Source organism: Ramlibacter sp. GCM10027632, from assembly GCF_042675325.1.
Taxonomy (GTDB): domain Bacteria; phylum Pseudomonadota; class Gammaproteobacteria; order Burkholderiales; family Burkholderiaceae_C; genus Ramlibacter.
In genome coordinates, this window is the sequence record NZ_JBHTGW010000006.1 from 148,033 (window position 1) to 174,511 (window position 26,479).

The 26,479-nt window shown below is 71.4% G+C and carries 24 protein-coding genes and 1 riboswitch; of the genes, 10 read left to right on the top strand and 14 right to left on the bottom strand.

Going from position 1 to position 26,479, the window contains the following annotated elements; all coding sequences use genetic code 11:
* The first annotated feature begins 7 nt into the window (after window positions 1-7).
* Window positions 8-409 (top strand): YkgJ family cysteine cluster protein, encoded by a 402-nt coding sequence (locus ACFQZY_RS11130; RefSeq protein ID WP_377415699.1) that lies wholly within the window; start codon window positions 8-10, stop codon window positions 407-409.
* Window positions 410-425: 16 nt separating this feature from the next.
* Here ACFQZY_RS11130 and ACFQZY_RS11135 read toward each other — a convergent pair whose 3' ends face one another.
* The 5 genes from ACFQZY_RS11135 to ACFQZY_RS11155 all read right to left on the bottom strand — a co-directional run bounded on the left by ACFQZY_RS11135 (window position 426) and on the right by ACFQZY_RS11155 (window position 6,144).
* Entirely contained in the window at window positions 426-1,445 is a 1,020-nt protein-coding gene (locus ACFQZY_RS11135; protein ID WP_377415700.1) for a Bug family tripartite tricarboxylate transporter substrate binding protein, read from the bottom strand.
* A gap of 25 nt (window positions 1,446-1,470) precedes the next feature.
* The gene (locus ACFQZY_RS11140) at window positions 1,471-2,829 is read right to left on the bottom strand and encodes an MmgE/PrpD family protein (protein ID WP_377415702.1); all 1,359 of its coding nucleotides are present in this window, start codon (window positions 2,827-2,829) and stop codon (window positions 1,471-1,473) included.
* An 83-nt stretch (window positions 2,830-2,912) separates the two neighbouring features.
* Entirely contained in the window at window positions 2,913-4,073 is a 1,161-nt protein-coding gene (locus tag ACFQZY_RS11145; RefSeq protein WP_377415703.1) for an acyl-CoA dehydrogenase family protein, read from the bottom strand.
* A gap of 61 nt (window positions 4,074-4,134) precedes the next feature.
* Window positions 4,135-5,325: a CaiB/BaiF CoA transferase family protein gene (locus tag ACFQZY_RS11150; protein ID WP_377415705.1), complete on the bottom strand. Its 1,191-nt coding sequence runs from the start codon at window positions 5,323-5,325 to the stop codon at window positions 4,135-4,137.
* 21 nt (window positions 5,326-5,346) lie between these two features.
* The gene (locus ACFQZY_RS11155; protein ID WP_377415706.1) at window positions 5,347-6,144 is read right to left on the bottom strand and encodes an enoyl-CoA hydratase/isomerase family protein; all 798 of its coding nucleotides are present in this window, start codon (window positions 6,142-6,144) and stop codon (window positions 5,347-5,349) included.
* A 132-nt stretch (window positions 6,145-6,276) separates the two neighbouring features.
* Here ACFQZY_RS11155 and ACFQZY_RS11160 point away from each other — a divergent pair, with 132 nt between their 5' ends.
* Complete coding sequence (locus ACFQZY_RS11160; protein ID WP_377415707.1) at window positions 6,277-7,257, top strand: tripartite tricarboxylate transporter substrate binding protein; 981 nt, start codon at window positions 6,277-6,279, stop codon at window positions 7,255-7,257.
* 143 nt (window positions 7,258-7,400) lie between these two features.
* The gene (locus ACFQZY_RS11165; RefSeq protein ID WP_377415709.1) at window positions 7,401-7,901 is read left to right on the top strand and encodes a prepilin-type N-terminal cleavage/methylation domain-containing protein; all 501 of its coding nucleotides are present in this window, start codon (window positions 7,401-7,403) and stop codon (window positions 7,899-7,901) included.
* Window positions 7,902-7,919: 18 nt separating this feature from the next.
* Here the strand turns inward: ACFQZY_RS11165 and ACFQZY_RS11170 are convergent, their stop codons facing one another.
* The 3 genes from ACFQZY_RS11170 to ACFQZY_RS11180 are packed head-to-tail and all read right to left on the bottom strand — an operon-like array spanning window position 7,920 to window position 11,081.
* On the bottom strand, window positions 7,920-8,888 hold the full coding sequence (locus ACFQZY_RS11170) for a Bug family tripartite tricarboxylate transporter substrate binding protein (protein WP_377415711.1): 969 nt from the start codon (window positions 8,886-8,888) through the stop codon (window positions 7,920-7,922).
* Window positions 8,889-8,922: 34 nt separating this feature from the next.
* Window positions 8,923-10,125: a CaiB/BaiF CoA transferase family protein gene (locus ACFQZY_RS11175; protein WP_377415712.1), complete on the bottom strand. Its 1,203-nt coding sequence runs from the start codon at window positions 10,123-10,125 to the stop codon at window positions 8,923-8,925.
* A complete protein-coding gene (locus ACFQZY_RS11180; protein ID WP_377415713.1) occupies window positions 10,122-11,081 on the bottom strand; it encodes a hydroxymethylglutaryl-CoA lyase in 960 nt (319 codons plus the stop codon). Before ACFQZY_RS11180 ends, ACFQZY_RS11175 begins: the two co-directional genes overlap by 4 nt.
* A 106-nt stretch (window positions 11,082-11,187) precedes the next feature.
* Between ACFQZY_RS11180 and ACFQZY_RS11185 the strand changes: the two genes are divergently transcribed.
* Window positions 11,188-12,084, top strand: a complete 897-nt coding sequence (locus ACFQZY_RS11185) for a LysR family transcriptional regulator (protein ID WP_377415714.1) — start codon at window positions 11,188-11,190, stop codon at window positions 12,082-12,084.
* Between the two features lie 16 nt (window positions 12,085-12,100).
* Here ACFQZY_RS11185 and ACFQZY_RS11190 read toward each other — a convergent pair whose 3' ends face one another.
* Genes ACFQZY_RS11190 through ACFQZY_RS11200 form a run of 3 tightly spaced genes read right to left on the bottom strand, consistent with a single transcriptional unit; the run spans window position 12,101 to window position 13,928 of the window.
* A complete protein-coding gene (locus ACFQZY_RS11190) occupies window positions 12,101-12,358 on the bottom strand; it encodes a DUF3297 family protein (protein ID WP_377415715.1) in 258 nt (85 codons plus the stop codon).
* Between the two features lie 46 nt (window positions 12,359-12,404).
* Entirely contained in the window at window positions 12,405-13,682 is a 1,278-nt protein-coding gene (locus ACFQZY_RS11195; protein ID WP_377415716.1) for a DEAD/DEAH box helicase, read from the bottom strand.
* A gap of 15 nt (window positions 13,683-13,697) precedes the next feature.
* Entirely contained in the window at window positions 13,698-13,928 is a 231-nt protein-coding gene (locus ACFQZY_RS11200) for a hypothetical protein (protein ID WP_377415717.1), read from the bottom strand.
* Between the two features lie 129 nt (window positions 13,929-14,057).
* On the opposite strand from ACFQZY_RS11200, the gene dbpA reads away from it, so the two are divergent.
* Window positions 14,058-15,446, top strand: a complete 1,389-nt coding sequence (dbpA, locus tag ACFQZY_RS11205; protein WP_377415719.1) for an ATP-dependent RNA helicase DbpA — start codon at window positions 14,058-14,060, stop codon at window positions 15,444-15,446.
* Window positions 15,447-15,461: 15 nt separating this feature from the next.
* Here dbpA and ACFQZY_RS11210 read toward each other — a convergent pair whose 3' ends face one another.
* A complete protein-coding gene (locus ACFQZY_RS11210) occupies window positions 15,462-16,400 on the bottom strand; it encodes a LysR family transcriptional regulator (RefSeq protein WP_377415720.1) in 939 nt (312 codons plus the stop codon).
* Between the two features lie 134 nt (window positions 16,401-16,534).
* On the opposite strand from ACFQZY_RS11210, the gene ACFQZY_RS11215 reads away from it, so the two are divergent.
* Genes ACFQZY_RS11215 through ACFQZY_RS11225 form a run of 3 tightly spaced genes read left to right on the top strand, consistent with a single transcriptional unit; the run spans window position 16,535 to window position 19,256 of the window.
* Window positions 16,535-17,695 carry a CaiB/BaiF CoA transferase family protein gene (locus ACFQZY_RS11215; RefSeq protein WP_377415722.1) on the top strand — a complete coding sequence of 387 codons (1,161 nt, stop codon included), beginning with the start codon at window positions 16,535-16,537 and terminating at the stop codon, window positions 17,693-17,695.
* Window positions 17,696-17,747: 52 nt separating this feature from the next.
* A complete protein-coding gene (locus tag ACFQZY_RS11220) occupies window positions 17,748-18,239 on the top strand; it encodes a MaoC family dehydratase (protein ID WP_377415724.1) in 492 nt (163 codons plus the stop codon).
* A gap of 33 nt (window positions 18,240-18,272) precedes the next feature.
* Window positions 18,273-19,256, top strand: coding sequence for a tripartite tricarboxylate transporter substrate binding protein (locus ACFQZY_RS11225; protein WP_377415726.1), 984 nt, complete (start codon window positions 18,273-18,275; stop codon window positions 19,254-19,256).
* 33 nt (window positions 19,257-19,289) lie between these two features.
* Here the strand turns inward: ACFQZY_RS11225 and recQ are convergent, their stop codons facing one another.
* Window positions 19,290-21,167 carry a DNA helicase RecQ gene (gene recQ, locus ACFQZY_RS11230; protein WP_377415728.1) on the bottom strand — a complete coding sequence of 626 codons (1,878 nt, stop codon included), beginning with the start codon at window positions 21,165-21,167 and terminating at the stop codon, window positions 19,290-19,292.
* A gap of 93 nt (window positions 21,168-21,260) precedes the next feature.
* Between recQ and ACFQZY_RS11235 the strand changes: the two genes are divergently transcribed.
* Window positions 21,261-22,310, top strand: coding sequence for a homocysteine S-methyltransferase family protein (locus ACFQZY_RS11235; RefSeq protein WP_377415730.1), 1,050 nt, complete (start codon window positions 21,261-21,263; stop codon window positions 22,308-22,310).
* A gap of 21 nt (window positions 22,311-22,331) precedes the next feature.
* Here the strand turns inward: ACFQZY_RS11235 and ACFQZY_RS11240 are convergent, their stop codons facing one another.
* Window positions 22,332-23,471 (bottom strand): hypothetical protein, encoded by a 1,140-nt coding sequence (locus ACFQZY_RS11240; protein WP_377415732.1) that lies wholly within the window; start codon window positions 23,469-23,471, stop codon window positions 22,332-22,334.
* A 94-nt stretch (window positions 23,472-23,565) separates the two neighbouring features.
* Window positions 23,566-23,637, top strand: a riboswitch (S-adenosyl-L-homocysteine riboswitch).
* A gap of 73 nt (window positions 23,638-23,710) precedes the next feature.
* Between ACFQZY_RS11240 and metH the strand changes: the two genes are divergently transcribed.
* Window positions 23,711-26,407: a methionine synthase gene (gene metH / locus ACFQZY_RS11245; RefSeq protein WP_377415733.1), complete on the top strand. Its 2,697-nt coding sequence runs from the start codon at window positions 23,711-23,713 to the stop codon at window positions 26,405-26,407.
* The last annotated feature ends 72 nt before the right edge of the window (window positions 26,408-26,479 follow it).

The window sequence follows — 26,479 nt, forward strand, 5'->3', positions numbered from 1 at the left end:
ACCCGCCATGAGATCCTCGATCCACATCGTCGACGTCGACCGCCCGGAGACCTGGACGCGGTACCGCCCGGGCCTGTGCGATTCCTGCGCGGCCAACTGCTGCACCATGCCGGTGGAGGTGCGCCTGGCCGACCTGGTGCGCCTGGGGCTGGTCGACCCGTTCGAGGCCGAGCACGAGGAGCCCAAGCAGATCGCCAGGCGCCTGACCAAGGCCGGCCTGCTGGACCACTTCAACTTCAAGAACGAGATCTACACGCTGGCGCGCCGCGCCAGCGGCGACTGCCGCTTCCTGGACAAGGACACGCGCCGCTGCACCGTCTACGCGCAGCGGCCCGACACCTGCCGCAAGCACCCGCAGGTGGGCCCGCGGCCGGGGCACTGCCCCTACGGCCTGCGCGCGCGGTCCTGAGGGCGGTGGCCGGGGCTCAGTCCAGGCGGGTGTTCGAGACGCGCGCGGCGCCGCTCCACTTGGCGATCTCGTCGCCGATGAACTTGCTGAACTCGGCGCCGGGCAGGGCCCGCACCACCGAGCCGCTGCCGTTCACGCGCTGCACCACGGACTCGTCGCGCAGCACGTCGAGGAAGTCGCGCGTGACCTTCTCGCGCACCGCCGCCGGCATGCCTGCCGGGCCCACCAGGCCGGCCCAGCCCACCGCCTCGAAATCCTTCAGGCCGGCCACGCCGCTCTCGGCGAGCGTGGGCACGTTGGGGATCGAGACGTTGCGCTTCAGGCTGGTCACGGCCAGCGCGCGTACCCGGCCGGACTGGATGTGCGTGAGCGCGGCGGAGACGCTGTCGATCATGAAGTGCACCTGGCCGCTGATCAGGTCCGTCATCGCCGGGCCGCTGCCGCGGTAGGGGATGTGGACCGCGAAGGTCTGGGTCGCCATCTTGAACAGCTCGCAGGCCAGGTGCTGCGAGGTGCCGGGCCCGCCCGAGGCGTAGCTCAGGCGGCCGGGCTGGCGTTTGAGCAGGGCCACGAGTTCGGCCACGCTGTGTGCCGGCAGGTCGTTGTTCACCAGCAGCACCAGCGGCGCGACGAAGGCCAGCGAGATCGGCGTGAAGTCCTTCTGCGGGTCGTACGACAGGCGCGAGAACACCGAGGGGTTGATCGCCAGCGGGCCGCTGGAGACCATGCCCAGGGTGTAGCCGTCCGGCGCGGCGGCCTTGATCGCCTCCATGCCGATGATGCTGCTGCCGCCGGCGCGGTTCTCCACCACCACGCCCTGGCCCCAGGCGCGGGCCAGGCGGTCGGCGAACAGGCGGCCGTAGATGTCGGTGGCCTGGCCGACCGGGAAGGGAATCACCATCTTCACCGGGCGCGCCGGCCAGCGCTCCTGCGCCAGCAGGCCGGGGGCGGCGAGCGCGGAGGCGGCGCCGAGCAGGAGGTCGCGGCGGCGGGGGCCGGCGGCGGGGGACATCGTCGGGAGGCGGTTCGGGGACATCGTCTTTCTCTCCTGGGTCAGGGGGTCATTGCGCGGCCAGCAGGGCCTCGCGCACGGGGGCCAGCAGCGTCGCGGCGGGCGCGTCCAGCGGCGCGTCCAGCAGCGCCTGCGCGGGCACCGCGTCGGCGGACAGGCCGGCATGGGCCAGGCAGTCGCGCCACTTGGCGAGCATCTGCTCGCGGGTCATCGGGTCGGCCAGCGAGCCGGGCGCCCAGTCGACGGTGATGCGGTCGGACCAGCCGGCGCCTTCCACCGCGACGGTCACCGGCGCGGTGTCCAGGCTCTCGCCGGCGCGCTCGCGTTCGCGCAGCGTGACCTGCTGCATCTGCGCGCGCAGCGCGGGGCGCTGCACCGCGGCGTCGGTGAAGGTGCCGAGGTCGGCACGCCCGTCGATCCAGGCGGCCGCGGCGCTGTACGGGCCGCTGAACTTCCCTTGCAGGCCGGTGGCGGGCTGCGGGTGCTTGAGGGGGGCGGTGCCGTTGTGCGCGAGTTCGATGTCGATGCGCACCGGCTGGCCGCGCACCGCCTCGGGCTGGCGCGCGCGGATCGCCAGCAGGCCCGCCATCAGCCGGTGCGTCAGGTAGCAGCTGGGGAATCGCTTGAGCTCGAAGCCGGGCCTCGCCAGGGCCCAGTCCTGGGTGCCGTCCCAGGCGAGGGGAGCCAGGGGGTCGCCGCCGTTGAAGGCGAGGGCGAAGCCCTGCGGGCCCCAGACGTCGTCGCTGGCGGTCGCGCCGGCACGCGCCAGCAGCACCGCGCGCAGGCCGGCCGAGGCGGCCAGGCCCACGTGCAGGGGCTTGGTGTCGGTGCCGAAGTTGGCGCGCAGGCCGCAGGCGCTGCTGGCGGCGATGGCCAGGGCCGCATGCGCCTGCGCCGGCGGCAGGCCCAGCGCGTGCGCCACGGCGGCGGCCGCGCCCACGGTGCCCAGCGTGCCGGTGGCATGGAAGCCCAGCGCGTAGTGGCGGAAGCCGAGCCACTCGCCCAGTCGCAGCATCGTCTCGGTGCCGAGGGCGAAGGCGGCCAGCCACCCGCCCAGCGACAGGGCGGGGCGCTCACGCGCCAGCAGGGGCTGCGCCGCCAGCAGCGCCGACAGCACCGGCGCGCTGGGGTGGCAGGTGGCCAGCATGCACACGTCGTCGTAGTCCAGCGCGTGCGAGGCGGTGCCCAGGACCAGCGCGGCTTCGGTGGCGGACGGCGGTGTCCCCTCGCAGGCGCCGCGCGCGGCGCGGGTGCAGTTCTCCACCGTGCCGGCCGCCATCGCGGCGAGGGTGTCGAAGGCGCTGCGGCGCGCGGCCTGCGCCACCTCGGCGGGCAGGGGCGCGTCGGCGCGGCGGGCGCAGGCCTGCCAGGCGGCCAGGAAGGCGGGGAGCGGGGCGGGTGCGGTCATGCGGTGGGCCTGGTCGGTGGAGGATGACGGCGGGAGACGGTGCGGCGGGGGCCTGCACACGCCAGCCGCCGCGCCGGCGGGACTCAGTACGAGCGGGGCATCTCGAGCAGGTGCTGGGCGACGTAGGCCAGCACCAGGTTGTTGGAGATCGGCGCGGTGCGGAACAGGCGGGTCTCCTTCCACTTGCGCTCGATGTCGTACTCGCGGGCCACGCCGAAGCCGCCGAAGGTGGTCATCGCCGCCTCCGCCGCCTCCCACGAGGCCTCGCTGCACAGGTACTTGGCCATGTTGGCCTCGCCGCCGCAGGGCTGGCCGGCGTCGAACAACGTGGCGGCCTGGTTGCGCATCAGCTCGGCGGCGCTCAGGTTCATGTGCGCCTTGGCGATGGGGAAAGCCACGCCCTGGTTGGCGCCGATCGGCTTGTCGAACACGACGCGCTGGGTCGCGTACTGGCGGGCGCGCTCGATGAACCACTTGCCGTCGCCCACGCACTCGCTGGCCACCAGCAGGCGCTCGGCGTTGAGCGAGCCCAGGAGGTAGGAGAAGCCCTTGCCTTCCTCGCCGATGCGCCACTCCTCACCGATCTCGAGGTTCTCGATGAAGACCTCGTTGGTGTGGTGATTGAGCATGGTGTCGATGGTGCGGGGCTGCAGCGACTTGCCGGCCTTGGCGATGTCCACCAGGAACAGGCTCAGGCCGTCGGTCTTCTTCTTCACGTCCTCGTAGGGCGTGGTGCGCGCCAGCAGCAGGTACATGTCGGACTGGCGGAAGCGAGAGGTCCAGATCTTCTGGCCGTTGATCACGTAGCCGCCGTTGACCTTGCGCGCGAAGGTCTTGATCTTCAGCGTGTTGGAGCCGGCGTCGGGCTCGGTCACGCCGAAGGCCTGCAGGCGCAGCGAGCCGTCGGCGATGCGCGGCAGGATCGCTTGCTTCTGCGCCTCGCTGCCATGCCCCAGCACGCTGGCCATGGTGTACATCTGGGCGTGGCAGGCGGCGCCGTTGCCGCCGGCGGCGTTGATCTCCTGCAGGATCACGCAGGCGTCGAGCAGGCCCAGGCCGGAGCCGCCGTAGGCCTCGGGGATCAGGGCAGCCAGCCAGCCGGCCTCGGTCATGGCGCGCACGAAGTCCTCGGGGTAGGCCTCGGTGGCGTCGCACTGGCGCCAGTAGGCGTCGGGGAAGCGGGCGCACAGGCCGCGCACGGCCTCGGCGATGTCCTTCTGGGTCTGGGAGTAGGCGAAGTCCATGGGGGGTCTCTCGGTGGGTCTCTCGGTAGGCTCGGGTCGTCTCGGCGGTCGGTTCGCGGGCTCAGGTCTGCAGCGCCCCGGCGGCCACCAGGCGGGCGATGTCGGCATCGCCCAGGCCGGCCTCGCGCAGCAGGGCCGCGCCGTCCTGGCCCACGCGGGCGCTGAGGTGGGGGGTGTAGGCGCGCTCGCCGTCGAAGCGGATCGGCGTGCCCACCGCGCAGACCGGGTCCAGGCCCGGCGTGTCCATCGTGTGGTGCAGGGCCAGGGCCTCGACCTGCGCGTCGCGCAGCAGGCGGGCCAGGTCGTTCACCGCGCTCACCGGCACGCCGGCGGCGCGCAGCAGGTCGACCACGGCCTGCGTGGTCTGGGCGCGGGTGAGGGTGGCGATGGCCTCGTGCAGCGCGTCGCGGTTCGCCACGCGGTCGGCGTTGCGGGCGAAGCGCGGGTCCTCGGCGAGGCCGGGCTGGCCGAGGGCGGCGGCCAGCTTCTGGAACATGCGGTCGGCGCCGCAGCCGATGAAGACATGCGCGTCCAGCGTCTCGAACACCTCGTAGGGCGCGAGCATCGCGGTGGCCGAGCCCATGCGGCGCGGCAGCTTGCCGCTGGCGCTGTAGTTGGCGATGGGGTTCGTCATCCAGGCCATGCCGGTTTCCAGCAGCGAGGTGTCGACACGCGCGCCCTCGCCGGTGTCCTTGCGGCGGGCCACCGCGGCGAGGATGCCGATCACGCTCCACAGGCCGGTGCCCATGTCCACCATCGACACGCCCACGCGCGCCGGCGGCATGCCGTCGTGGCCGTTGACCGACATGATCCCGGCGTAGGCCTGGATCAGGGGGTCGTAGCCGGGCAGGGCCGCCAGCGGGCCGAGGTTGCCGAAGGCGCTGAGCGCGCAGTAGATCAGGCCGGGGCACAGGGGCTGCAGGTCCTCGTAGCCCAGGCCGCGCTGCTCGGCGCTGCCGGGCTTGAGCGAGTGGACGACGATGTCGCCGGGCCGCAGCAGCCGCCGCAGCAGGGCCTGGCCCTCGGGATGGTCCAGGTCCAGCGCGAGGCTGCGCTTGCCGCGGTTCAGGGTGGCATAGGTGGGCGACATGCCTTCGCCGATCTGCGGCGCCCAGTGACGGGTGTCGTCGCCGGCGCCGGGGCGCTCGATCTTGACGACGTCGGCGCCGAGGTCGGCCAGGATCTGCGTGCAGTAGGGGCCGGCGACGTTCTGGGTCAGGTCGATGACCCGTTGTCTCGAGAGGGGCTTCATGCGGGGATTCCTTGCTGTCCTTCAGCGGCCGGTGAACACCGGCTTGCGCTTCTCGTTGAAGGCGCGCACGCCCTCGCGGCGGTCCTCGGTGTCGACGAGGCGGTTGTAGGCCTCGATCTCGAAGCGGTAGCCGGTGAGCAGGTCCATCTGCAGGCCGTAGTGGACCGACTTCTTGGCCTGCTTCACCGACAGCGGCGCGTTGTCGGCGATGGCCTGCGCAGTGGCCAGGGCCTCGGCCAGCACGGCGCCGGGCTCGCACACCTGGTTGATGGCGCCCCAGGCCAGGCCGTCCTGCGCGCTGAAGGGGCGGGCGGTCATCACCAGCTCCTTGGCGCGGCGCTCGCCCACCGCGCGCGCCAGGTTCTGCGTGCCGCAGCCGCCCGGCATGATGCCCAGGCGCACCTCGGACAGCGCGAAGCGCGCTTCGCGGCTGGCGTAGATGAAGTCGCAGCACAGGGCGGTCTCCAGGCCGCCGCCGTAGGCGTGGCCGTTGACCGCGGCGATCACCGGGGTCGGGCACTCCATGATCGAGACGAACGCGCGCTCGAACAGCTCGTGCTGCGCCTGCCACTGGGCCTGCGTCATGCCGTCGCGTTCCTTGAGGTCGCCGCCAGCGCAGAAGGCGCGGTCGCCCGCGCCGGTGAGCACGACGCAGCGCACCGCACCGGGCTCGGCGGTGATGCGCGAGAAGCAATCCAGCAGGTCGCGCCCCATCTGCGTGTTGATCGCGTTCAGGGCCGCGGGGCGGTTCAGCGTGACGACGAGCACATGCTCGCCGTGCGGGCTCACCGCGAGGGTGTCGTAGGCGGGAAAGGTCATGGGGTCCTCGTGCGGCAGCCGGCACCGACGCATCCGTGACTTCTCGGATTGCCGCTGGGGTACGGCGGTGCTACGCTGTCTACTTGTCCGTACAAGTATAGCGACGCCCGCCGTCGCCGCATGAAGACCCTCATGACCTCCAGACGCCAACTGCTGGCGGGCGCCGCGTCGCTCGCCGCGCCCCTGCTGTGGACCGGTGCCGCCCGCGCCGCCGACCCGTACCCGACCAAGCCGATCACCATCGTCGTGCCGCAGGCGCCCGGCGGCGCCAACGACGTCATCGGCCGGGCCCTGGCGCAGCGCCTGGCCACCGCGCTGGGCAACCCGGTGATCGTGGACAACCGCCAGGGCGCGGGCGGCAACCTGGGCACGACCTGGGTGGCCCGCCAGCCCAAGGACGGCTACACGCTCCTGTTGAACGCGCAGAGCGTGCAGACCATCAACCCCTTCCTGTACAAGCGCGTCGGCTTCGACCCGGTGAAGGACTTCGAGCCGGTGATGACGGTGGGCGTGGCCCCGTACATGCTGGCGGTGAACCCGGCGCTGCCGGTGCGCAACCTGCGCGAGCTGGTGGCCCTGGCCAAGGCCCAGCCCGGCAAGCTCAATTACGCCTCGGCCGGCAACGGCACGGTGAACCACATGCTGGGCGAAATGCTCAAGACCGCCGCCGGCATCGACATCGTCCACGTGCCGTACCGCGGCGCGGCCGCTGCGGCCACCGACGTGATCGGGGGCCAGGCGCAGATGACCTTCGGCAGCATCGCCGGCCTGCTGCCCTTCGTGAAGACGGGCCAGCTGCGCGCGGTGGGCACCTGCACCGAGAAGCGCACGCAGCTCGCGCCCGACCTGCCGACGCTGGCCGAGACCTTGCCCGGCCTGCATGCGAACGCCTGGTATGGCCTGTTCGCGCCGGCGGGCACGCCGCGCGAGATCGTGGCCAAGCTGCAAGCCGAGATCACGAAGCTGCTCGACGCGCCCGACATGAAGGAGCGCCTGCTGGGGCTGGGCGTGGAGCCCGCGCCCAGCACCCCGGAGCAGCTGGCGGCGCTGGTGCGTGACGACCTGGTGCGCTGGTCGAAGATCGTGAAGGACTCGGGCGCCCAGCTCGACTGACCTGCGGCGGCGCGCCGCCGTCAGCCTCCCGAAATGAAAAACCGGGCTTGCGGCCCCGCAGCCCGGTCGCGCTACGCGCGTTTGACCGTACGATTTCCCCCCTTTTGTAAAACTTTAGTGCTCAAGCGAGCCAGGGAGGAAAGATGAAACAGCGTAGCGCACAGGGCTTCACCCTGATCGAACTGATGATCGTCGTGGCGATCGTCGGCATCCTGGCGGCCGTGGCCATGCCGACCTACAAGAACTACACCATCCGGGCCAAGTCGACCTCGTTGCTCCTGGCCCTTTCGAGCTGCCGCACGGCGGTGTCGGAGCTGTACCAGACTTCGACCGAAACCGATATCTCCAAGAAGCTGCCCCAGGTCTGCAGCATCGAGGCGTCGAAGTACGTGACCGCGGCGTCCGCGCCGGTCGATGCCAATGGCGCCATCACCGTGGTCGCCGACGAGAACACCCTCGGCGGCGACGTCACGTCGTCGGCCAATTCCATTGCCATGTGGCCCCTGTCCGCCACCGGCGCGGCGCTGAGTGGCACCGCGGACGGCGGCAAGACAGTGAGCGAATGGAAGTGCGGGCCCGCCAAGGGCAAGCCCTTCCCGGCCAAGTACCTGCCCGCCAGCTGCCAGGACGTGCAGCCGGGCTGATCCCGGCGCCCGTGCCGCTTACTGCGGCACCACCCCCGCCTTCTTCACCAGCGCCGCATACCGCGCCAGCTCCGCGCGGAAATGCGGCGCTGCTGCTTCAGGGGTGCCCAGGATCATGGTGTTGCCCTGCTTGGCCATCGCCTCGCGCACCTCGGGCGCCGAGTAGGCGGTGATGAAGGCCTGGTGCAGGCGCCTGACCAGGTCGGGCGCGAGACCCTTGGGCCCGACGGCGGCGACCCAGCCTTCCACGATGTACCTGGCGAAACCCTGCTCCGCCGCGGTGGGGATCTCCGGAGCCGCGGCGCTGCGCTGGGGCGAGGCGATGCACAGTGCGCGCAGCTGCCCGGCGCGCACCTGGCCCAGGGCGGCGGGCAGGGCCACCACGCCCCAGTCCACCTGGCCGCCCACCAGGTCCTGCAGCATCGGCCCGGTTCCGCGGTAGGGGATGTGGGTCGAGAAGGTCTCGGTGACGTCCTTGAACAACTCGGCGCCCAGGTGGAGGATGGTGCCGTTGCCCGAGGAGGCGAAGTTCAGCTTGCCGGGCCGCGACTTGAGCAGGTCGGCGAACTCGCGCAGGTTCTTCGCCGGCACCGAGGGGTTGACCACCAGCAGCATGGGCGTGGCGCAGACCACGCTGATCGGGGTGATGTCGGCCACCGGGTCGAAGGGCACCGACTTCAGCACCGAGGGGTAGATCACGTGGTTGTTCGACACCATGCCCAGGGTCTGGCCGTCGGGCGCCGACTTCACCAGGCTCGTGGTGCCCACCACGCCGCCCGCGCCGGGCTGGTTCTCCACGACCACCGTCTGACCCAGGGCCTTGCCCAGTTGCGCGGAGGCCGCGCGGGTGATGGCGTCCACGCCCGAGCCGGCGCTGACCGGCAGGATGATGCGCACCGGCCGGTCGGCCTGCGCGAGGCCGCTGCCGGCGGCGGTGGCGCCGAGCCAGCCCAGGGCCTGGCGGCGGGTGATCGTGAGGGGGGGCATGCGTCGTCTCCTGTCGTGTCGGTGCGCGGGCGGTTCAGGCGACCGCGCGGGTCTCGCGAAGCTGGGCGATGGTTGCGGCGTCGATCCCGAGGGCCGCGAGCAGTTCGTCCGTGTGCTGGCCCTGCGTCGGCGGCTGCTCGCGCACGCCCAGGCGCTCGCCGCCCATCGTGAAGGGCAGCAGCGCGGCGCGGGCCGTGGAGCCGGCGCGCGGGCCGTCGGTCAGGCGCACCTCGGCCAGGCCGCCGGTGGCCTGCAGGTGCGGGTCGTCGAACAGCTCCTCGGGCTTCACGATGGGCGCGAAGGGCAGGCCGGCGCGCTCGAAGCGCTCGGCCAGCTCGCGCGCGCTGAAGGCCGCGAGGCGCTGGCGCAGGGTGGGCAGCAGCTCGGCGTCGCGCAGCTCCACGCGGGCGTTGTTGGTGGCGTAGCGCGGGTCGGCCTGGAGGTCCGCAAAGCCGAGGATGTCGCAGAAGGTCTGCCACTGCGGGTCGCTCACCGCGGCCAGGAAGATCTGCTCGCCGTCCTTCACCGTGAAGACGTCATAGACCGCCCAGGCCGAGATGCGGTTCGGCATGGGCTCGGCCGGCTTGCCGGTGATGGCGTACTGCAGCATGTGCTGGCCGACCAGGAAGACGTTGTTCTCGAACAGCGCCGACTGCACCTCCTGGCCGCGGCCGGTGATGCCGCGCTGGATCAGCGCGCCCATGACGCCGATGGCGCCGAACAGGCCGCCCATGATGTCGTTCACGCTGGTGCCGGCGCGCAGCGGGTCGCCGGGGCGGCCGGTCATGTAGGCCAGGCCGCCCATCATCTGCACCACTTCGTCGAGCGCGGTGCGGTGGTCGTAGGGGCCGGGCAGGAAGCCCTTGAGGCTGGCGTAGATGATGCGCGGGTCCCGGGCCGAGAGGCTGGCGTAGTCCAGGCCGTACTTGGCCATGGAGCCGGGCTTGAAGTTCTCGGCCACCACGTCGGCCGTCGCGCAGAGCCGGCGCGCCACCTCGGCGCCCTTCGGGTCCTGCAGGTTGATGCGGATGCTCTTCTTGTTGCGGTTGAACATCGGGAAGAAGCCCGAGCCCGCGCCGAGCAGGTGGCGGGTGCGGTCGCCCTCGATGGGCTCGACCTTGATCACCTCGGCGCCGAGGTCGGCCAGCACCACGCCGCAGGTGGGGCCCATGACCATGTGGGTGAACTCGACGACGCGCAGGCCTTCGAGGGGGAGGGAGGTTTTCTTCTCGTTCATGCGTGGGATGGGGATTCCAGGGGCTCGCGCGGGGCAAGGGTCTTGGGCAGGCCGGCGCGGGCGATGCTGCCGCTCAGGCATTCTCCCGCCAGCCAGCCGGCCACCTTGGCGCGCAGCGCGAGCAGGCGCGGCAGGTCGATCCCGGTGGCGATGCCCATGCTGGCGAACAGGTAGGCCAGGTCCTCGGTAGCGACGTTGCCGCTGGCGCCGGGCGCGTGCGGGCAGCCGCCGAGGCCGGCCAGGCAGGCGTCGAAGCGGGTCTGGCCTTCGTGCAGCGCGGCCATCACGTTGGCGATGCCCAGGCCGCGGGTGTCGTGGAAGTGGGCGGCGTCGAGCTTGTCGCCGCAGACGGCGCGGGCCTGGCGGAACAGGTCGGCCACCTGGCGCGGGTCGGCGTAGCCCACCGTGTCGGCGATGCTCACGCGGTCCACGCCCAGGGCCAGCACGGCCTCCAGCAGGCGCAGCACCTCGGCCACCGGCACCTCGCCCTGCAGGGTGCAGCCCAGCGCGGTGCTGATGCCGACCTCGATGCGGATGTCGCTGCCGCGCTCGTTGCGGGCGCGGACCATCTCCGCCACCGAGGCCACGACCTCGTCCGGTGTGCGGCGCAGGTTGGCCAGGCTGTGCGCGTGGCTGGCCGACAGCGGCAGCAGCATCCAGTGCGCGCCGCTGGCCATGGCCGCCTCGGCGCCCTTGAGGTTGGGCACCAGCACCGACACGCTCAGGCCGGGCAGGGTGCGGGCATGGCTCACCAGGTCGGCGGTGTCGGCCAGCTGCGGGAGCAGGCGGGCGGGGACGAAGGAGCCGACCTCGATCTCGCGCACGCCGGCCTCCCAGGCCTCGCGGATCCATTCCTTCTTCTGCTCGGTGGGCAGGGTGCGGGCGATGGCCTGCAGGCCGTCGCGCAGGCCGACTTCGCGCAGGGTCACGCGGGGGGGCCAGGCGGTGGGATCCATGGGTCTTCCTCGGGCGGGGGTCTCTCGATGGCGCGAGTCTAGAGATTCTTTGATGGAAATCTTTTCATTTTTAGAATCCATCAAATTCCCAAAAAGAAAGCGAGCCGTGCACGACCTCGACCTGATTTCCCTGCGCGTCTTCGTGCAGGTGTGCGAGAGCCGCAGCCTGGGGCGTGCGGCCGACCGGGCGCGGCTGTCGGCCTCGTCGGTGAGCAAGCGGCTGACGCAGCTGGAGGACCGGGTGGGCGCGCGCCTGCTCGAGCGGCGGCGCCAGGGCGTGGTGCTCACGGCGGTGGGCGAACGGGTGCTGGAGCATGCCCGGGCCATCCTCCTGAGCGCGGACCGCATCGAGCGGGACGTGGCGCTGCAGGCCCGCGGCCTGCACGGCCGGGTGCAGCTGCTGGCCACGGGGGCGGTGATGCTGGAGTCGCTGGCGGCCGACCTGGCCCATTTTCTGGGCCAGCCCGCCCACCGCGACATCCGGGTCGACGTGGAGGAGATGGTCTCGCCCGCCGTGGTGGAGGGCGTGCGCGCCGGCGCGGCCTCGCTGGGCATCTGCTGGGATGCGATCGACCTGGGCGGCCTCAAGACCGAGCCCTACCGCAACGACCACCTCTGCGTGGCCGTGCCCCGGCGCCACCCGCTGACGCGGCTGCGACGGGTGCGTTATGCCGACATGCTGGACTTCGAGCAGGTGCGCATGCCCCTGAGCTCGCACCTGGAGCTGATGCTGCACCGGGAGGCGGCGCGGGTGGCCAAGGCGGTGAGCTACCGGGTGACGGTGCGCAGCTACGAGGCCGCGCTGCGCTTCGTCCAGGCCGGCTCGGCCGTGGCCCTGGTGCCGCGCGAGGTGGCGCAGATCTACGGGGAGGCGCTGGCCGTGGAGCTGCTGCCGCTGCACGAGCCCTGGGTGCGGCGCCAGTTCGTGCTGTGCCACCGGGGGCGTGAGACCCTGCCGCCGGCAGCCCTGCTGCTGCTGGAGGCCCTGCGGGCGAAGGCCTGAGGGTCTCCGGGGGCCGTCAGCGGTAGAACGCCTCGACCTGGCCCTTGAGCTTGATCATCAGCGGGTTGCCCTTGCGGTCCACGGTCTTGCCGGCGGGGACCTTGATCCAGCCCTCGCTCACGCAGTACTCCTCGACGTCGTGGCGCTCCTTGCCGTTGAAGCGAATGCCCACGTCGTGCTGGAACACGGCCGCGACGTAGTGCGGGCTGCGCGGGTCGATGGAGAGGTGGTCGGGGAGTGCGGGGCGATCGGGGCTTTGGGTGGCGTCAGTCATGGCGCCGGATTGTCCCGCATCGCGGGCCGTGCCCGGCGCGCGGTGATCAGCTTCCGCCCTTGCCGGCCGCGGCCGCACGCAGCTTGTCCTTCTTGCTCGGGCGCTTGCCCTTGATGCCGCCGGTGCCGGGCGGCAGCTTGCCGGGCGCCTGGCCAGGCGCGGGCGCGGCCTCGGCGGGCGAGGGGTCCGTCGGCTCGAAGCCCGGCACCTGCTCGCGCGGCAGCACCAGCCCCTGGCGCTTCTCGATCAGCCGGAAATGCGCCTCGGTGGCGGCACTGACGAAGCTGATCGCCTGCCCGCTGGCGCCGGCGCGCCCGGTGCGGCCGATGCGGTGGGTGTAGTCGGTGGGCGAGCGCGGCAGGTCGTAGTTCACCACCACCGGCAGCTCGGGGATGTCGATGCCGCGCGCCGCCAGGTCGGTGGTGACCACGATGTCGAAGCCGCCGTCGCGGAACTGGCGCAGCACCTCGTTGCGCTGACCCTGGGTCAGGTCGCCGTGCAGCGGCGTGGCGTAGAGGCCGGCGTTGTACAGCTTCAGCGCCACATGCTCGGCGGCATGCCGGGTGGCGACGAAGACCAGCACCCGGTCCCAGCCGCCCTCCTGCACCAGGTGCTTGAGCAGGGCGGTGCGGCGGGCCGCGTCGACCTGGATCGCGCGCTGCACGATGGCGGGTACCGGCGCGTCGGCTGCGGTGAGCTCCACCCGCACCGGGTCGCGCAGCAGCGGCTCGGCCAGGGCCTGCACCGCCGGCGGAAAGGTGGCCGAGAAGAACAGGTTCTGGCGCCGCGCCGGCAGCAGGGCCAGCACGCGGGCCAGCTCCTCGGCGAAGCCGAGGTCCAGCAGGCGGTCGGCCTCGTCGAGCACCAGCACCTCGACGTCGGACAGCCGCAGCGCGTTGCGATCGAGCAGGTCCAGCAAGCGGCCGGGCGTGGCGACCACCACGTCCGCGCCGCCGCGCAGGCCCATCATCTGCGGGTTGACCGAGACGCCGCCGAACAGCACCGCCACCTTGGGCGGCCGCGCCGCGTCACGCGACAGGCTGCGGAACACCTCGCCCACCTGCGCGGCGAGTTCGCGGGTGGGCACCAGCACCAGGGCGCGCACGCGGCGCCGGCCCTCGGCGGGGCGGGCCAGCAGGCGCTCGAGCACCGGCAGGGCGAAGGCGCCGGTCTTGCCGGAGCCGGTCTGCGCCAGGCCCAGCAGGTCGGCGCCGCGCAGCACGGCGGGGATGGCCTGGGCCTGGATCGGGGTCGGTTCGGCAAAGCCGAGCTTCGCGCCGGCCTGCACCAGCGCCGGGGACAGGCCCAGGGAGTCGAAGGACATGGGGTTCACCGCTTCTCAGGGTGCGCGGTGCAGGCGCGGTGCGCTGAGCAGGGCATGGTTCTCGTCGATGGCCAGGTCCACGTCGCGCCAGCGGCCGGCCAGCTGGGCGGCGGCCATGGCCGTGCGCAGGGCGTTGAGGTCCTTCACGCTGGGCGCGACCTTGATCTGCGCGATCGCGGCGGCGGTGTTGCCCGTCCGCAGCACCGCCATCACCTTGACCGCCCATTCGCTCTTGCGCGCCACCATCGTCTGTCGTCCTGATCCAAAGCACCGATTGTCCGCCATGCGTGCGCCATTCCCACCCGGGTGGCCGCGCCGGGGCCGCCGCGGCGGCGCCAAGGCTGCGCTGCGGCCGGGCATGGCGGACAATCGACCATGCCCGCGACCGACTTCTCGACCCTTCCCCTGTCTCCCGCCACCCTGGCCAACCTTCAGCGCCTGGGCTACCTGGCGATGACCCCCATCCAGGCCGCCAGCCTGCCGACGGCCCTGCTCGGCAAGGACCTGATCGCCCAGGCCAAGACCGGCAGCGGCAAGACCGCCGCCTTCGCACTCGCCCTGCTGGCCAACCTCAACCCGCGCCGCTTCGCGGTGCAGACGCTGGTGCTGTGCCCCACGCGCGAGCTGGCCGACCAGGTCACGGCCGAGATCCGCCGGCTGGCGCGGGCCGAGGACAACATCAAGGTCGTCACCCTGTGCGGCGGCGTGCCGCTGCGCGGGCAGGTGACGACGCTGGGCCATGGCGCCCACATCGTGGTCGGCACGCCGGGCCGGGTGATGGACCACCTGGACCGCGGCAGCCTGCAGCTCGACGCGCTCAACACCCTGGTGCTGGACGAGGCCGACCGCATGCTCGACATGGGCTTCTTCGACGACATCGCCAAGGTCGCCAGCCAGTGCCCGGCGCAGCGCCAGACCCTGCTGTTCTCCGCCACCTACCCCGAGGGCATCGCCAAGCTGGCCAGCCGCTTCATGCGCGAGCCGGTCACGGTGAAGGTGGAGGCCCAGCACACCGGCGGCCAGATCGAGCAGCGCTGGTACGAGGTGGCCGAGCGCGAGCGCATCCCGGCGGTGAGCCAGCTGCTGCTGCACTTCCGCCCGGCCAGCACGCTGGCCTTCTGCAATACCAAGGCGCGCTGCCGCGACCTCGTCGCCGCCCTGCAGGCCGAGGGCTTCCATGCCCTGGCCCTGTACGGTGAACTGGAGCAGCGCGAGCGCGACCAGGTGCTGGTGCGCTTCGCCAACCGCAGCTGCTCGGTGCTGGTGGCCACCGACGTGGCCGCGCGCGGGCTGGACATCGCCAGCCTGGCGGCGGTGATCAACGTCGACGTGACGCCCGACCCCGAGGTGCATGTGCACCGCATCGGTCGCACCGGCCGCGCGGGCGAGAGCGGCCTGGCGCTGAGCCTGGCCAGCCTGGACGAGATGGGCGCGGTCGGCCGCATCGACCAGCTGCAGGGCCGCGAGAGCGAATGGCACCCGCTGTCCGAGCTCAAGCCCGCCCCGGGCGGCCCGCTGGTGCCGCCGATGGCCACGCTGCAGATCCAGGCCGGCCGCAAGGACAAGATCCGCGCGGGCGACGTGCTGGGCGCGCTCACCGCCGACCTGGGCTACACCCGCGAGCAGGTGGGCAAGATCGACATCAACGACTTCTCGACCTATGTCGCGGTGGAGCGCAGCATCGCGGCGCAGGCGGCCAGCCGCCTGAATGCGGCGCGCATCAAGGGCCGTGGCGTGAAGGTGCGGCTGCTGGACGGGGCCTGAGGCGCCCGGCCCCCTTCACGACCCGGCGGCCGGCGCCGGCCGGCGGGACGGTCGGGCGGCGGTGACCCGCCGCAGCGTATCGATGAAGTTGCGGCTCACCCCGCGCAGGTGTGCGGGGTTCCAGGCGATCGCCAGCCCGGTCTCGCAGGCCGGGGTCGGGTGGGCCAGCTTGATCAGGCGCGCATTGCCGGGCTTGTGGTGGGCGGCCACGGCCGGCACCAGGCCGACGCCGAGGCCGCTCTCGACCAGGGTGATCACGGTCTGCACCTGGATCGCTTCCTGCACGATGTTCGGGGAGAACCCGGCTTCCCGGCAGGCATTGACCACCGCCATGTGCAGCATCGGCGACTCGGCATGGGAATAGTTGATGAAGGGCGCCGCGGCGAGCCGCGCCAGCGGGAGGCTGCGGGCCTTCGCCGGCGGTGCCCACGGGCTGTCGTTGGGCAGGACCGCCACCAGCTGGTCACGCTCCACCGGGGTGAGCACGACGTGCGGGCTGAAGACGGCGGGGGTCCGCACCAGCCCCAGGTCCATCTCGCCTTGCTCGATCAACTGCAGGATCCGGCGGCCGGCGGATTCCTGGAGCGACAGCACGACGTCGGGGAACTCGGTGCGGAAGGCCCGCACGACCTTGGGCAGCAGCGTGTAGCTGGCCGAACCGACGAAGCCGATGGACAGGTGGCCGAACGTGCCGTCGACCGCGGCCCGGGCATTGTGCAGGGCCTGGTCGAGGTGCTGGACCGCCTTGCGGGCCTCGGCGAGCGCAGCCTCGCCGGACGGGGTGAGCCGGACATGGCGCGTGGTGCGCTCGAACAGGGGCGTGCCGAACTCCTCCTCGAGGCGGCGGATCGACGCCGACAGCGCGGGCTGCACGATGTTCAGCCGCTCCGCGGCCTTGCGGAAATTGAGCAGTTCGCCGAGCGCGAGGAAATGCCGAAGCTGCCGGTCGTTCATGGGGAGCCTTGCCGGGCGGGAGCCTGAGGCTGATCGCGAAATGCGATCAATCCGTCGAAATATTGTATTGGCTTGTGATCGATGCCAGTCCTATCGTGGCGGCCATCCCTTCACTACTGGCCTGTACGCCGACCATGCTGCCCCTCGACGGAATCCGGATCATCGACTTCTGCAATGTCGTGATGGGCCCCTACGCGACCCAGCTCCTGGCGTCCTACGGCGCCGACGTGATCAAGATCGAGCCGCCCGAGGGGGACGACTCCCGTCGCACCGGGGTCTCGACCGAGAAGGACATGGCCTCGCTGTTCCTGGGGGTCAACCGCGGCAAGCGCAGCCTCGTGCTGGACCTCAAGGACCCGGCCTCGCGGCCGCTGCTGGCGCGGCTGATCTGCTCGGCCGATGTCCTCGTCCACAACATCCGGCCCCAGAAGCTGCATGCCCTGGGCCTGGCTGCCGACCAGGCCCGCGCCCTGAACCCCCGCCTGGTGCATGTCAGCCTGACCGGCTTCGGGCAGGACGGCCCCTACGGCGGCAAGCCGGCCTACGACGACATCATCCAGGGCATGTCCGGCCTGGCCGCGCTGGCCGGGCGACACGGCCAGCGTGCGCCGCATTACCTGCCCACCATCGTCGCGGACAAGACCGTCGGCGCGATGGCCGCGGGCGCCATCCTGGCCGCCGTGGTGCGGCGCGAGCGCCAGGGCGGGGGCTGCACGGTCGAAGTGCCGATGTTCGAGTCGATCGTGTCGTACACCCTGGTGGAACACATGCACGGCCGGACCTTCGCCGGCCGCGACGGAACGATGGGCTATCCACGGGCCCTCGGGCGGTGGCGCAAGCCGTTCGCGACGCGCGACGGCTATCTCTGCGTGATGCCTTACACCGACCGCCACTGGCGCGACCTGCTGCACGATGCCGGCCGCGCCGACCTGGTGGACGACCCCCGGTTCGCCAACATCGCGGCGCGCAGTGAACACACCGATTTCGTGTACGAGACGCTGGCCTCGCTGCTGGCGCTGCGGCCGACCGCCGACTGGCTCGAGCGGCTCGGGGCCCTGGAGATCCCGGCGGCAGCCGTCTGCGAGCCGGAAGACCTGCCGGGCGATCCGCACCTGCAGGCGGTGGGTTACTTCCAGCGGATCGACGACCCGGTGATGGGGCCTCTCTGCTTTCCCGGCGCGCCCGTCCTGTTCGACGGGGTCCGGCCTGAGCTGGGCGTGCCGCCGCGCCTGGGCGAACACACCGAGGCGCTCATCGCCGAGCTGGCCGGCCGACCGGCGCCCGCCGCGACCTGAACCGCGGCCAGGCCGCCCTTCCCGTTTTTCCCTTCGACGAGAGCGACACCCGATGGACACCCAGAGCACCCCCACCCCTACCCCCACCCTGATCGGCCGCGGCTACTACTGGCAGGACCTGGCGCCCGGGCAGGAATTCGTGACCTACGGGCGCACCCTGACGGAGACCGACCTGATGAACTTCATCACCGTCACCGGCATGACCGAGGTGATCTTCACCGACATCCTCCACCAGGGCGCCATGACGGGGCGCGTCGTCCCGGCGGCGCTGACGTACACGCTGATCGAGGGCCTGCTGGTCCAGGGAATGATCCAGGGCACGGGGATGGCCCTGCTCGAGGTCGAGAAGAAAATCCTGGCGCCGGTGCGCGTCGGCGACACCGTCCACGGCCATGTGCGCATCACGGGCATCCGCCCGACTTCCAAGCACGGGCGGGCGGTCGTGGCATCCGAGGTGGCCATCATCAACCAGGACGACGTGACCGTCATGCGCTACGTGGCCAAGCGCCTGCTGGCGGGCGACCCCGGGCGGGGCGCGGCCTGAACCGATCACCCATGACAAGAGGAGACAGAGCCCATGAAACCTGAACCTTCGCGCCGTACGCTCATGGCCGCCCTGGCGGGGCTGGCCGCCGCCCTCGCAGCGCCGGCCCTGGCCAGCAACGCCCCGACGGACCGCGCCATCCAGCTCGTCGTCGGCTTTTCGGCCGGTGGGCCGGCGGACCTCGTCGCCCGTACCTTGTCCAAGGCCCTGGGCGGCGCGCTGGGCACCAGCGTCGTGGTGGAAAACCGGCCAGGCGCCGATGGCGGCATCGCCGCGGCCCAGGTGGCCCGCGCCAAGCCGGACGGCTTCACGCTCCTGCTCGCGCCGAGCACTCACGCCATCAATGCCTCCCTCTACCGGAAGCTGCCGTTCGACTCGGTCAGGGACTTCACCGCGGTGACCCTGGTCGGCGAGTCGCCCAACATCGTCGCGGTGAATGCCGGCTTGCCAGTGAGGTCCATCCCCGAACTGGTCAGCCACGCGAAGTCGGCCAACCCGCCCCTGAACTACGCCTCCAGCTCCAGCATCACGCAGTTCGCGACCGAGCTGTTCAACCTGAGCGCGGGCACCCGCATGACCCGCATTCCGTACAAGGGCGCCGGGCAGGCCATGCCTGCGCTCCTGTCGGGCGAAGTGCCGGTGATGGTCTCCAGCATGATGACGCTGCTGCCCCATGTGAAGTCCGGCCGCATCCGGGCGCTCGCGGTCACCAGCAGCTCGCGCGTGAAGATCGCGCCGGAGATCCCCACGGTGGCCGAGTCCGGCCTGCCGGGGTACTCCGCCAGCACCTGGTACGGGCTGCTGGCCCCGGCCGGGACGCCGCGCCCGGTGGTGGAGCGCATCGACCAGGCCCTGAAGAAGGTCCTCGCGGACGCCACGATCGTCGCCACGCTCGAAGCGCAGGGGCTGGTGCTTGAGCAGCAGGTCCGCGATCCCGCCGCCTTCCAGGCCTACCTGCAGGCAGAGGTGAACAAGTGGCGCCCGGTCGTCGAGGCGACCGGGGTGTCCCTCGAGTGATGCCGCGTGCGCGGCCGGGCCCGCCCGCCGGCCTCAGCGCACCCCGGCCACCACCCGCAGCACTTCCTCGCCGTAGGCCTCGAGCTTCTTGGCGCCCAGGCCGCTGATGCCCTGCAGGTCGTCCAGGCTGTGCGGGTCCTGCGCGGCGATGGCGGCGAGCGTGGCGTCCTGGAACACCACGTAGGCCGGCAGGTTGTGCGCCCGCGCCACCTCGGCCCGCCAGGCCCGCAGGGCGGCGAAGCGCGCCTGGCCGGCCTCGGTGAGCCCCGCGACCACCGCCGCCGCCGCGGGCTTGGCCGTGGCGGTGCGGCGGCCCCGCGAGGCGGGCGCGGCCACGGCCTCGCGCAGCATGACCTGCTGCTCACCGCGCAGCACCGCGCGCGAGCCCTCGGTGAGCTGCAGGGTGTTGAAGGCCGAGGCATCGACCGACAGCGCGCCGACGGCGATCAGCTGGCGCAGCACGCCGCGCAGCTGCGCCTCGCTGAACTCCGCGCCGATGCCGAAGGTCGAGACCTGCTCGTGGCCGAACTGCTTGACCTTCTCCGTCGCCTTGCCGCGCAGGATGTCCATGACGTGGCCGGCGCCGAAGCTGATGCCACTGAGCTGCTGCACGCGGTAGATGGTGGACAGCAGCTTGCGCGCGGCGTCGGTGCCGTCCCAGACCTGGGGCGGGTTCAGGCAGTTGTCGCAGTTGCCGCAGGGCTGGCTGGCCTCGCCGAAGTACCCGAGCAGCCGCACGCGGCGGCAGTCGGTGGCCTCCGCCAGGGCGAGCAGGGCATCGAGCTTGCCGCGCATGACCTGCTTGAACTCCTCGCCGGCGGGGCTCTCGTCGATCATGCGGCGCTGGTTCACCACGTCCTGCAGGCCGTAGGCCATCCAGGCGGCGGCGGGCAGTCCGTCGCGCCCCGCGCGGCCGGTCTCCTGGTAGTAGCCCTCGATGTTCTTGGGCATGTCCAGGTGGGCGACGAAGCGCACGTCGGGCTTGTCGATGCCCATGCCGAAGGCGATGGTGGCGACCATCACGATGCCGTCCTCGCGCAGGAAGCGGTCCTGGTGGCGCTGGCGCACCTCGGCATCGAGGCCGGCGTGGTAGGGCAGGGCGTTGATGCCCTGCTCCTTGAGCGAGGCCGCGGTGTCCTCGACCCGCTTGCGCGACTGGCAGTAGACGACGCCCGCCTCGCCCGCATGCTCGTTCTCGATGAAGCGCAGCAGCTGCAGCGACGGGTCCTTCTTCTCGACGATGGTGTAGGAGATGTTCGGCCGGTCGAAGCTGGAGACGAACTGGCGCGCCTCCTCGAGCTGCAGGCGCTCGACGATGTCCTGCCGCGTGAGCGCGTCGGCCGTGGCGGTGAGGGCGATGCGCGGCACGCCGGCATAGCGTTCGTGCAGCACGGTGAGGGCGCGGTATTCCGGGCGGAAATCGTGGCCCCACTGGCTCACGCAGTGCGCCTCGTCGATCGCGAAGAGCGACAGCAGCCCGCGCTCGTGCAGCGAGTCCAGCTGCGCCAGGAAGCGCGGCGTGGTCACGCGCTCGGGCGCCGCATACAGCAGGGTGATTTCGCCGCGCAGCATGCGCCGCTCGACCGCGCTGGCCTCCTCGCCGCTGAGGGTGGAGTTGAGGAAAGCGGCCTCCACGCCGGCCTCGTGCAGGGCGCCGACCTGGTCGTGCATCAGCGCGATCAGGGGCGAGACGACGATCGTCACGCCGTGCCCGGCGCGCTGGCGCACGATGGCGGGCACCTGGTAGCACAGCGACTTGCCGCCGCCGGTGGGCATGAGGACCAGGGCATCGCCGCCGGCGCTGACGTGGTCGATGATGGCGGCCTGCGGGCCGCGGAACTGCTCGTAGCCGAACACCTCGCGCAGCACGGCGAGGGGGGCGGAGGCGGGGGAATTCAGGAGAGCGGACAAGATCCGGGAATTGTCGTCGCAACGCCCGGGGGTGTGTCATCGGATCCCCCGGCCCCGCGCCGGACCCTGCCAGTTCCTACAATCACGGGGATCATGAGCTCCCCCATCGCCTACACCCGCGGCCAGGCCCTGCCCGGCATCCTCGCCCAGCGCATCGCCCTCATCGACGGTGCCATGGGCACGATGATCCAGCGCCTGCGCCTGACCGAGGAACAGGTGCGCGGCGAGCGCTTCGCCGACCACGGCGTGGACGTGAAGAACAACGGCGAGCTCCTGAGCCTGACCCGCCCGGACGTGATCCGCGACATCCACGAGGGCTTCCTGGCCGCCGGCGCGGACCTGATCGAGACCAACACCTTCGGCGCCACCTCCATCGCCCAGGACGATTACGAGCTCGGCCACCTGGCGCGCGAGCTGAACCTGGCCTCCGCGAAGGTGGCCCGCGAGGCCGCCGACAAGTTCTCCACCCCGGACAAGCCGCGCTTCGTCGCCGGCGCCCTCGGCCCCACGCCGCGCACTGCCAGCATCAGCCCCGACGTCAACGACCCGGGCGCGCGCAACGTCACCTTCGAGCAGCTGCGCGCCGCCTACTTCGAGCAGGTGCAGGCGCTGGTGGAGGGCGGGGTGGACCTGATCCTGGTCGAGACCATCTTCGACACGCTGAACGCCAAGGCTGCCCTGTTCGCGATCGACGAGTACTTCGAGCAATCGGGCGAGCGCCTGCCGATCATCATCAGCGGCACGGTGACCGACGCCTCCGGCCGCATCCTCAGCGGCCAGACCGTCACCGCCTTCTGGTACTCGGTGCGCCATGCGAAGCCGCTGGCCGTGGGCCTGAACTGCGCGCTGGGCGCGGCCCTGATGCGCCCCTACATCCAGGAGCTGGCCAAGGTGGCCGGCGACACCTACATCAGCTGCTACCCCAACGCCGGCCTGCCCAACCCCATGAGCGAGACCGGCTTCGACGAGACCCCCGAGGTCACGGCACGCCTGCTGCGGGAGTTCGCGGCCGAGGGGCTGATCAACATCGTCGGCGGCTGCTGCGGCACCACGCCGGAGCACATCGCCGCCATCGGCCAGGCCGTCGCGCCGCTGGCCGCTCGCAGCGTGCGCAAGGACTTCTTCTACAGGGACGCCGCGTAAGGCACGGGCGCGGCGCGGGCCTCACAGCACGTGGGGCTCGCCCACCTTCTGCGCGATGCAGCGGGTGACCGGCTGCAGGGACTGGCCGTCCCGCACGTCCTCCTCGGTGGCCGACTTCACCACGAAGCGCTGGTTCGGCAGCACCATGACCTCGCCCTCGTGCACCGTGGACAGCGCGTTGTAGAGGCTGAAGTGGACGGCCTTGACCCGCTGGCCCTCACCGCCGCGCATGACCAGGTGCACGTTGTAGCTGCGCAAGTCGGGCGTGACCCGCAGCACGTAGCTGCCCTCCGCCCGCACCGTGGCCGAGATGGGGCGGCTGAATTCGAATCCGGTGCCGGGTGCCAGCGGCAGGGCCTTGGTGCCCACCCACCCCTTGTGCACGTCGTCGCCCGTCACGCGGGCGTCGGGGAAGGCCCACAGGCGCTCGATGGCCTCGGTGAACGGCGCCGTCACGTCCTCCACCAGCAGGGCCACGTCCAAGGTGGCATGCATCGTCTTCAGGATGGAGGCCGCCCGGTAGAAGTTGAAGGAGCCGGTGGCGAAGTGGGCGTAGTCGCGGAGCTGGACCACGGTGCGCAGGTCCAGCCCGCGGTCGCCGGCCTGCTCGCGCATGCGCTCGACCTCGCGGCGCTCCTGCGGGGTGGGCAGCAGGATGCCCAGGGCCTTGTGGTCACCCGAACGGGTGGCCGCGGCATAGACCATGGCCTGCGCCCGACGGGTGGGGTGCTGCACCATGCGGGAGAACACCTTGCCCGACTCGGATTTCAGCGCGGCGTGGCCCGGCACGTCGGGGTCGGCATCGGGGGTGAAGGCCCGCAGCAGCCGGGGCGCGTGTTCCAGCGTCGTCGAGAGGTTGGCGTTGATGGTGCGGTTCAGGCGCAGGGTGTCCTGCTCCTCGGGCGAAAGGCCGGAGCGGGCCTGCGACCCCAGGGCCCGCCACTCCTCCGCCAGGGACTCGGCGAACTCCTCGTGCAGGCGCTCGATCGAATCGGCCCGGTGGGCCGAGGGGTGGTGGGGGTCGAGGTCAGACAGGCGGCTGCACAGGGCGTAGTTGAGCGAGGTCAGCGAGGACGACGAGCTGGCGGCCCGGGGCGTCGCCACTTGGGCGGCGTGGACCAGGGTGGGGGCGAGGAAGCGTTGGCTGGTGGTCTTGAACATGGCGGGTTCCTGCGGGCAAGACCGGTCCGTAACAACCACTCCGGTCGAGTTGCCTGCCCTGTCCCGCCCGCGGCGCAGCCGGTAAAATGCCGGTCCACTCAAGGAGCGCTGCAGCGCCGGGCCCGCCCGGCGTCAGGCTTGAGGAATCCAACCGCGCTCACCTAGCCCCGTGTTTCCCCGCCAGGTGAGTCCACATGCAGACCGACGCTCCCCATCCCGACACCCTTCCCGTCCCTCCCATGCGCCTCGCGGGCCTCGAACCCGTGCTGGTCGGCGAGAAGACGCTGTTCGTCAACATCGGCGAGCGCACCAACGTCACCGGCTCCAAGGCCTTCGCCCGCCTGATCCTGAACGGCCAGTTCGAGGAGGCCCTGGCCGTGGCCCGCCAGCAGGTGGAGAACGGCGCCCAGGTGATCGACATCAACATGGACGAGGCCATGCTGGACAGCCAGGCGGCGATGGTGCGCTTCCTGAACCTGGTCGCCAGCGAGCCCGACATCGCCCGCGTGCCGATCATGGTGGACAGCTCCAAGTGGGAGGTGATCGAGGCCGGCCTGCGCTGCATCCAGGGCAAGGCCATCGTCAACTCGATCAGCCTGAAGGAAGGCGAGGCCCCGTTCCGCCACCAGGCCAAGCTGATCAAGCGCTATGGCGCCGCCGCCGTGGTGATGGCCTTCGACGAGAAGGGCCAGGCCGACACCTACCAGCGCAAGATCGAGATCTGCGAGCGGGCTTACCGGCTGCTGGTGGACGAACTCGACTTCCCGCCCGAGGACATCATCTTCGACCCCAACATCTTCGCGATCGCCACCGGCATCGAGGAGCATGACAACTACGCGGTCGACTTCATCGAGGCCACCCGCTGGATCAAGCAGCACCTGCCCGGCGCCAAGGTCTCGGGCGGCGTGTCCAACGTGAGCTTCTCCTTCCGCGGCAACGACCCGGTGCGCGAGGCGATCCACACCGTGTTCCTGTACCACGCCATCCAGGCGGGCATGGACATGGGCATCGTCAACGCCGGCATGGTCGGCGTCTACGACGAGGTGGAGCCCACCCTGCGCGAGCGCGTGGAGGACGTGGTGCTCAATCGCCGGCCCGACGCCGGCGAGCGCCTGGTGGAGATCGCCGAGCAGGCCAAGGGCGCGGCCAAGGACGACAGCAAGCGCAACGAGTGGCGCAACGGCACGGTGGAACAGCGCCTGTCGCATGCGCTGGTGCACGGCATCACCGACTTCATCACCGGGGACACCGAGGAGGCCTACCGCAACGTGCTGGCCCAGGGCGGCCGCCCGCTGCACGTGATCGAAGGCCCGCTGATGGACGGCATGAACATCGTGGGTGACCTGTTCGGCCAGGGCAAGATGTTCCTGCCCCAGGTGGTGAAGTCCGCCCGCGTGATGAAGCAGGCGGTGGCCCACCTGATCCCCTACATCGAGGAGGAGAAGCGCCAGCAGGAGGCGGCCGGCGAGGACGTCAAGGCCAAGGGCAAGATCGTCATCGCCACCGTCAAGGGCGACGTGCACGACATCGGCAAGAACATCGTCACCGTGGTCCTGCAGTGCAACAACTTCGAGGTGGTGAACATGGGCGTGATGGTCCCCTGCCACGAGATCCTGGCGCGGGCCAAGGTCGAGGGCGCGGACATCATCGGCCTGTCGGGCCTGATCACGCCCTCGCTGGAGGAGATGCAGTACGTCGCCGCCGAGATGCAGAAGGACGAGCACTTCCGCCTGCGCAAGATCCCGCTGCTCATTGGCGGCGCCACCTGCAGCCGCGTGCATACGGCGGTGAAGATCGCGCCCCACTACGAGGGCCCGGTGGTCTACGTGCCCGATGCCTCGCGCAGCGTGAGCGTGGCCACCAGCCTGCTGTCCGAGCAGGCGGCCAAGTACATCGACGAGGTGAACGCCGACTACGAGAAGGTGCGCCAGCAGCACGCCGGCAAGAAGCAGGCGCCGCTGTGGCCGCTGGACAAGGCGCGCGCGAACAAGACGCCGATCGACTGGTCGGCCTACACCCCGCCGCAGCCGAAGTTCATCGGCCGGCGTGTGTTCCGCAACTTCGACCTCGCCGAGCTCGCGAAGTACATCGACTGGGGCCCGTTCTTCCAGACCTGGGACCTGGCCGGGCCGTTCCCCGCGATCCTGAAGGACGAGGTCGTGGGGACCGAGGCCGTGCGTGTCTACGCCGACGGCCAGCGCATGCTCAAGCGCCTGATCGAGGGCCGCTGGCTCACCGCCAATGCGGTCATGGGGCTGTGGCCTGCCAACACCGTGAACGACGACGACATCGAGCTGTACACCGACGAGTCGCGCTCGCAGGTGGCCATGACCTGGTACGGCCTGCGCCAGCAGGCCGAGAAGCAGGCGGTGGACGGCGTGATGCGCCCGAGCCGCTGCCTGGCCGACTTCGTCGCGCCCAAGGGCGTGGCGAAGGACTACGTGGGCGTCTTCGCCGTGACCGCCGGCATCGGCGTGGACAAGAAGGAGCAGTACTTCCTCGACGACCACGACGACTACTCCGCGATCATGCTCAAGGCCCTGGCCGACCGTCTGGCCGAGGCCTTCGCCGAGTGCCTGCACGAGCGCGTGCGCAAGGACCTGTGGGGCTATGCGGCGGACGAGGCGCTGTCCAACGAGGACCTGATCGGCGAGAAGTACCGCGGCATCCGTCCCGCGCCCGGCTACCCGGCCTGCCCCGACCACAGCGCCAAGCGCGGCATGTTCGAGCTGCTGCAGGCGCAGGAAATCGGCATGGGGCTGACCGAGAGCCTGGCGATGACGCCGGCCGCCAGCGTGAGCGGCTTCTACCTGGCCCACCCGCAGGCCACCTACTTCAACGTCGGCAAGATCGGCGACGACCAGGTGCAGGACCTGGCCCGCCGCCGCGGCGAGGAGGTGGCGCAGCTCGAGCGGCTGCTGGCGCCGAATCTCTGAGGCTGCCGTGCCGCTGGAGGCCGCGGCCCGCGGCACGACGCGGTGCCGGCCTCGCAGAGAGCCGTCGGGTCA

Coding starts and splice junctions, on each gene's coding strand:
- ACFQZY_RS11130 (WP_377415699.1), top strand. CDS start 8: ATGAGATCCTCGATCCACATCGTCGACGTCGACCGCCCGGAGACCTGG.
- ACFQZY_RS11135 (WP_377415700.1), bottom strand. CDS start 1,445: ATGTCCCCGAACCGCCTCCCGACGATGTCCCCCGCCGCCGGCCCCCGC.
- ACFQZY_RS11140 (WP_377415702.1), bottom strand. CDS start 2,829: ATGACCGCACCCGCCCCGCTCCCCGCCTTCCTGGCCGCCTGGCAGGCC.
- ACFQZY_RS11145 (WP_377415703.1), bottom strand. CDS start 4,073: ATGGACTTCGCCTACTCCCAGACCCAGAAGGACATCGCCGAGGCCGTG.
- ACFQZY_RS11150 (WP_377415705.1), bottom strand. CDS start 5,325: ATGAAGCCCCTCTCGAGACAACGGGTCATCGACCTGACCCAGAACGTC.
- ACFQZY_RS11155 (WP_377415706.1), bottom strand. CDS start 6,144: ATGACCTTTCCCGCCTACGACACCCTCGCGGTGAGCCCGCACGGCGAG.
- ACFQZY_RS11160 (WP_377415707.1), top strand. CDS start 6,277: ATGACCTCCAGACGCCAACTGCTGGCGGGCGCCGCGTCGCTCGCCGCG.
- ACFQZY_RS11165 (WP_377415709.1), top strand. CDS start 7,401: ATGAAACAGCGTAGCGCACAGGGCTTCACCCTGATCGAACTGATGATC.
- ACFQZY_RS11170 (WP_377415711.1), bottom strand. CDS start 8,888: ATGCCCCCCCTCACGATCACCCGCCGCCAGGCCCTGGGCTGGCTCGGC.
- ACFQZY_RS11175 (WP_377415712.1), bottom strand. CDS start 10,125: ATGAACGAGAAGAAAACCTCCCTCCCCCTCGAAGGCCTGCGCGTCGTC.
- ACFQZY_RS11180 (WP_377415713.1), bottom strand. CDS start 11,081: ATGGATCCCACCGCCTGGCCCCCCCGCGTGACCCTGCGCGAAGTCGGC.
- ACFQZY_RS11190 (WP_377415715.1), bottom strand. CDS start 12,358: ATGACTGACGCCACCCAAAGCCCCGATCGCCCCGCACTCCCCGACCAC.
- ACFQZY_RS11195 (WP_377415716.1), bottom strand. CDS start 13,682: ATGTCCTTCGACTCCCTGGGCCTGTCCCCGGCGCTGGTGCAGGCCGGC.
- ACFQZY_RS11200 (WP_377415717.1), bottom strand. CDS start 13,928: ATGGTGGCGCGCAAGAGCGAATGGGCGGTCAAGGTGATGGCGGTGCTG.
- dbpA (WP_377415719.1), top strand. CDS start 14,058: ATGCCCGCGACCGACTTCTCGACCCTTCCCCTGTCTCCCGCCACCCTG.
- ACFQZY_RS11210 (WP_377415720.1), bottom strand. CDS start 16,400: ATGAACGACCGGCAGCTTCGGCATTTCCTCGCGCTCGGCGAACTGCTC.
- ACFQZY_RS11215 (WP_377415722.1), top strand. CDS start 16,535: ATGCTGCCCCTCGACGGAATCCGGATCATCGACTTCTGCAATGTCGTG.
- ACFQZY_RS11220 (WP_377415724.1), top strand. CDS start 17,748: ATGGACACCCAGAGCACCCCCACCCCTACCCCCACCCTGATCGGCCGC.
- ACFQZY_RS11225 (WP_377415726.1), top strand. CDS start 18,273: ATGAAACCTGAACCTTCGCGCCGTACGCTCATGGCCGCCCTGGCGGGG.
- ACFQZY_RS11235 (WP_377415730.1), top strand. CDS start 21,261: ATGAGCTCCCCCATCGCCTACACCCGCGGCCAGGCCCTGCCCGGCATC.
- ACFQZY_RS11240 (WP_377415732.1), bottom strand. CDS start 23,471: ATGTTCAAGACCACCAGCCAACGCTTCCTCGCCCCCACCCTGGTCCAC.
- metH (WP_377415733.1), top strand. CDS start 23,711: ATGCGCCTCGCGGGCCTCGAACCCGTGCTGGTCGGCGAGAAGACGCTG.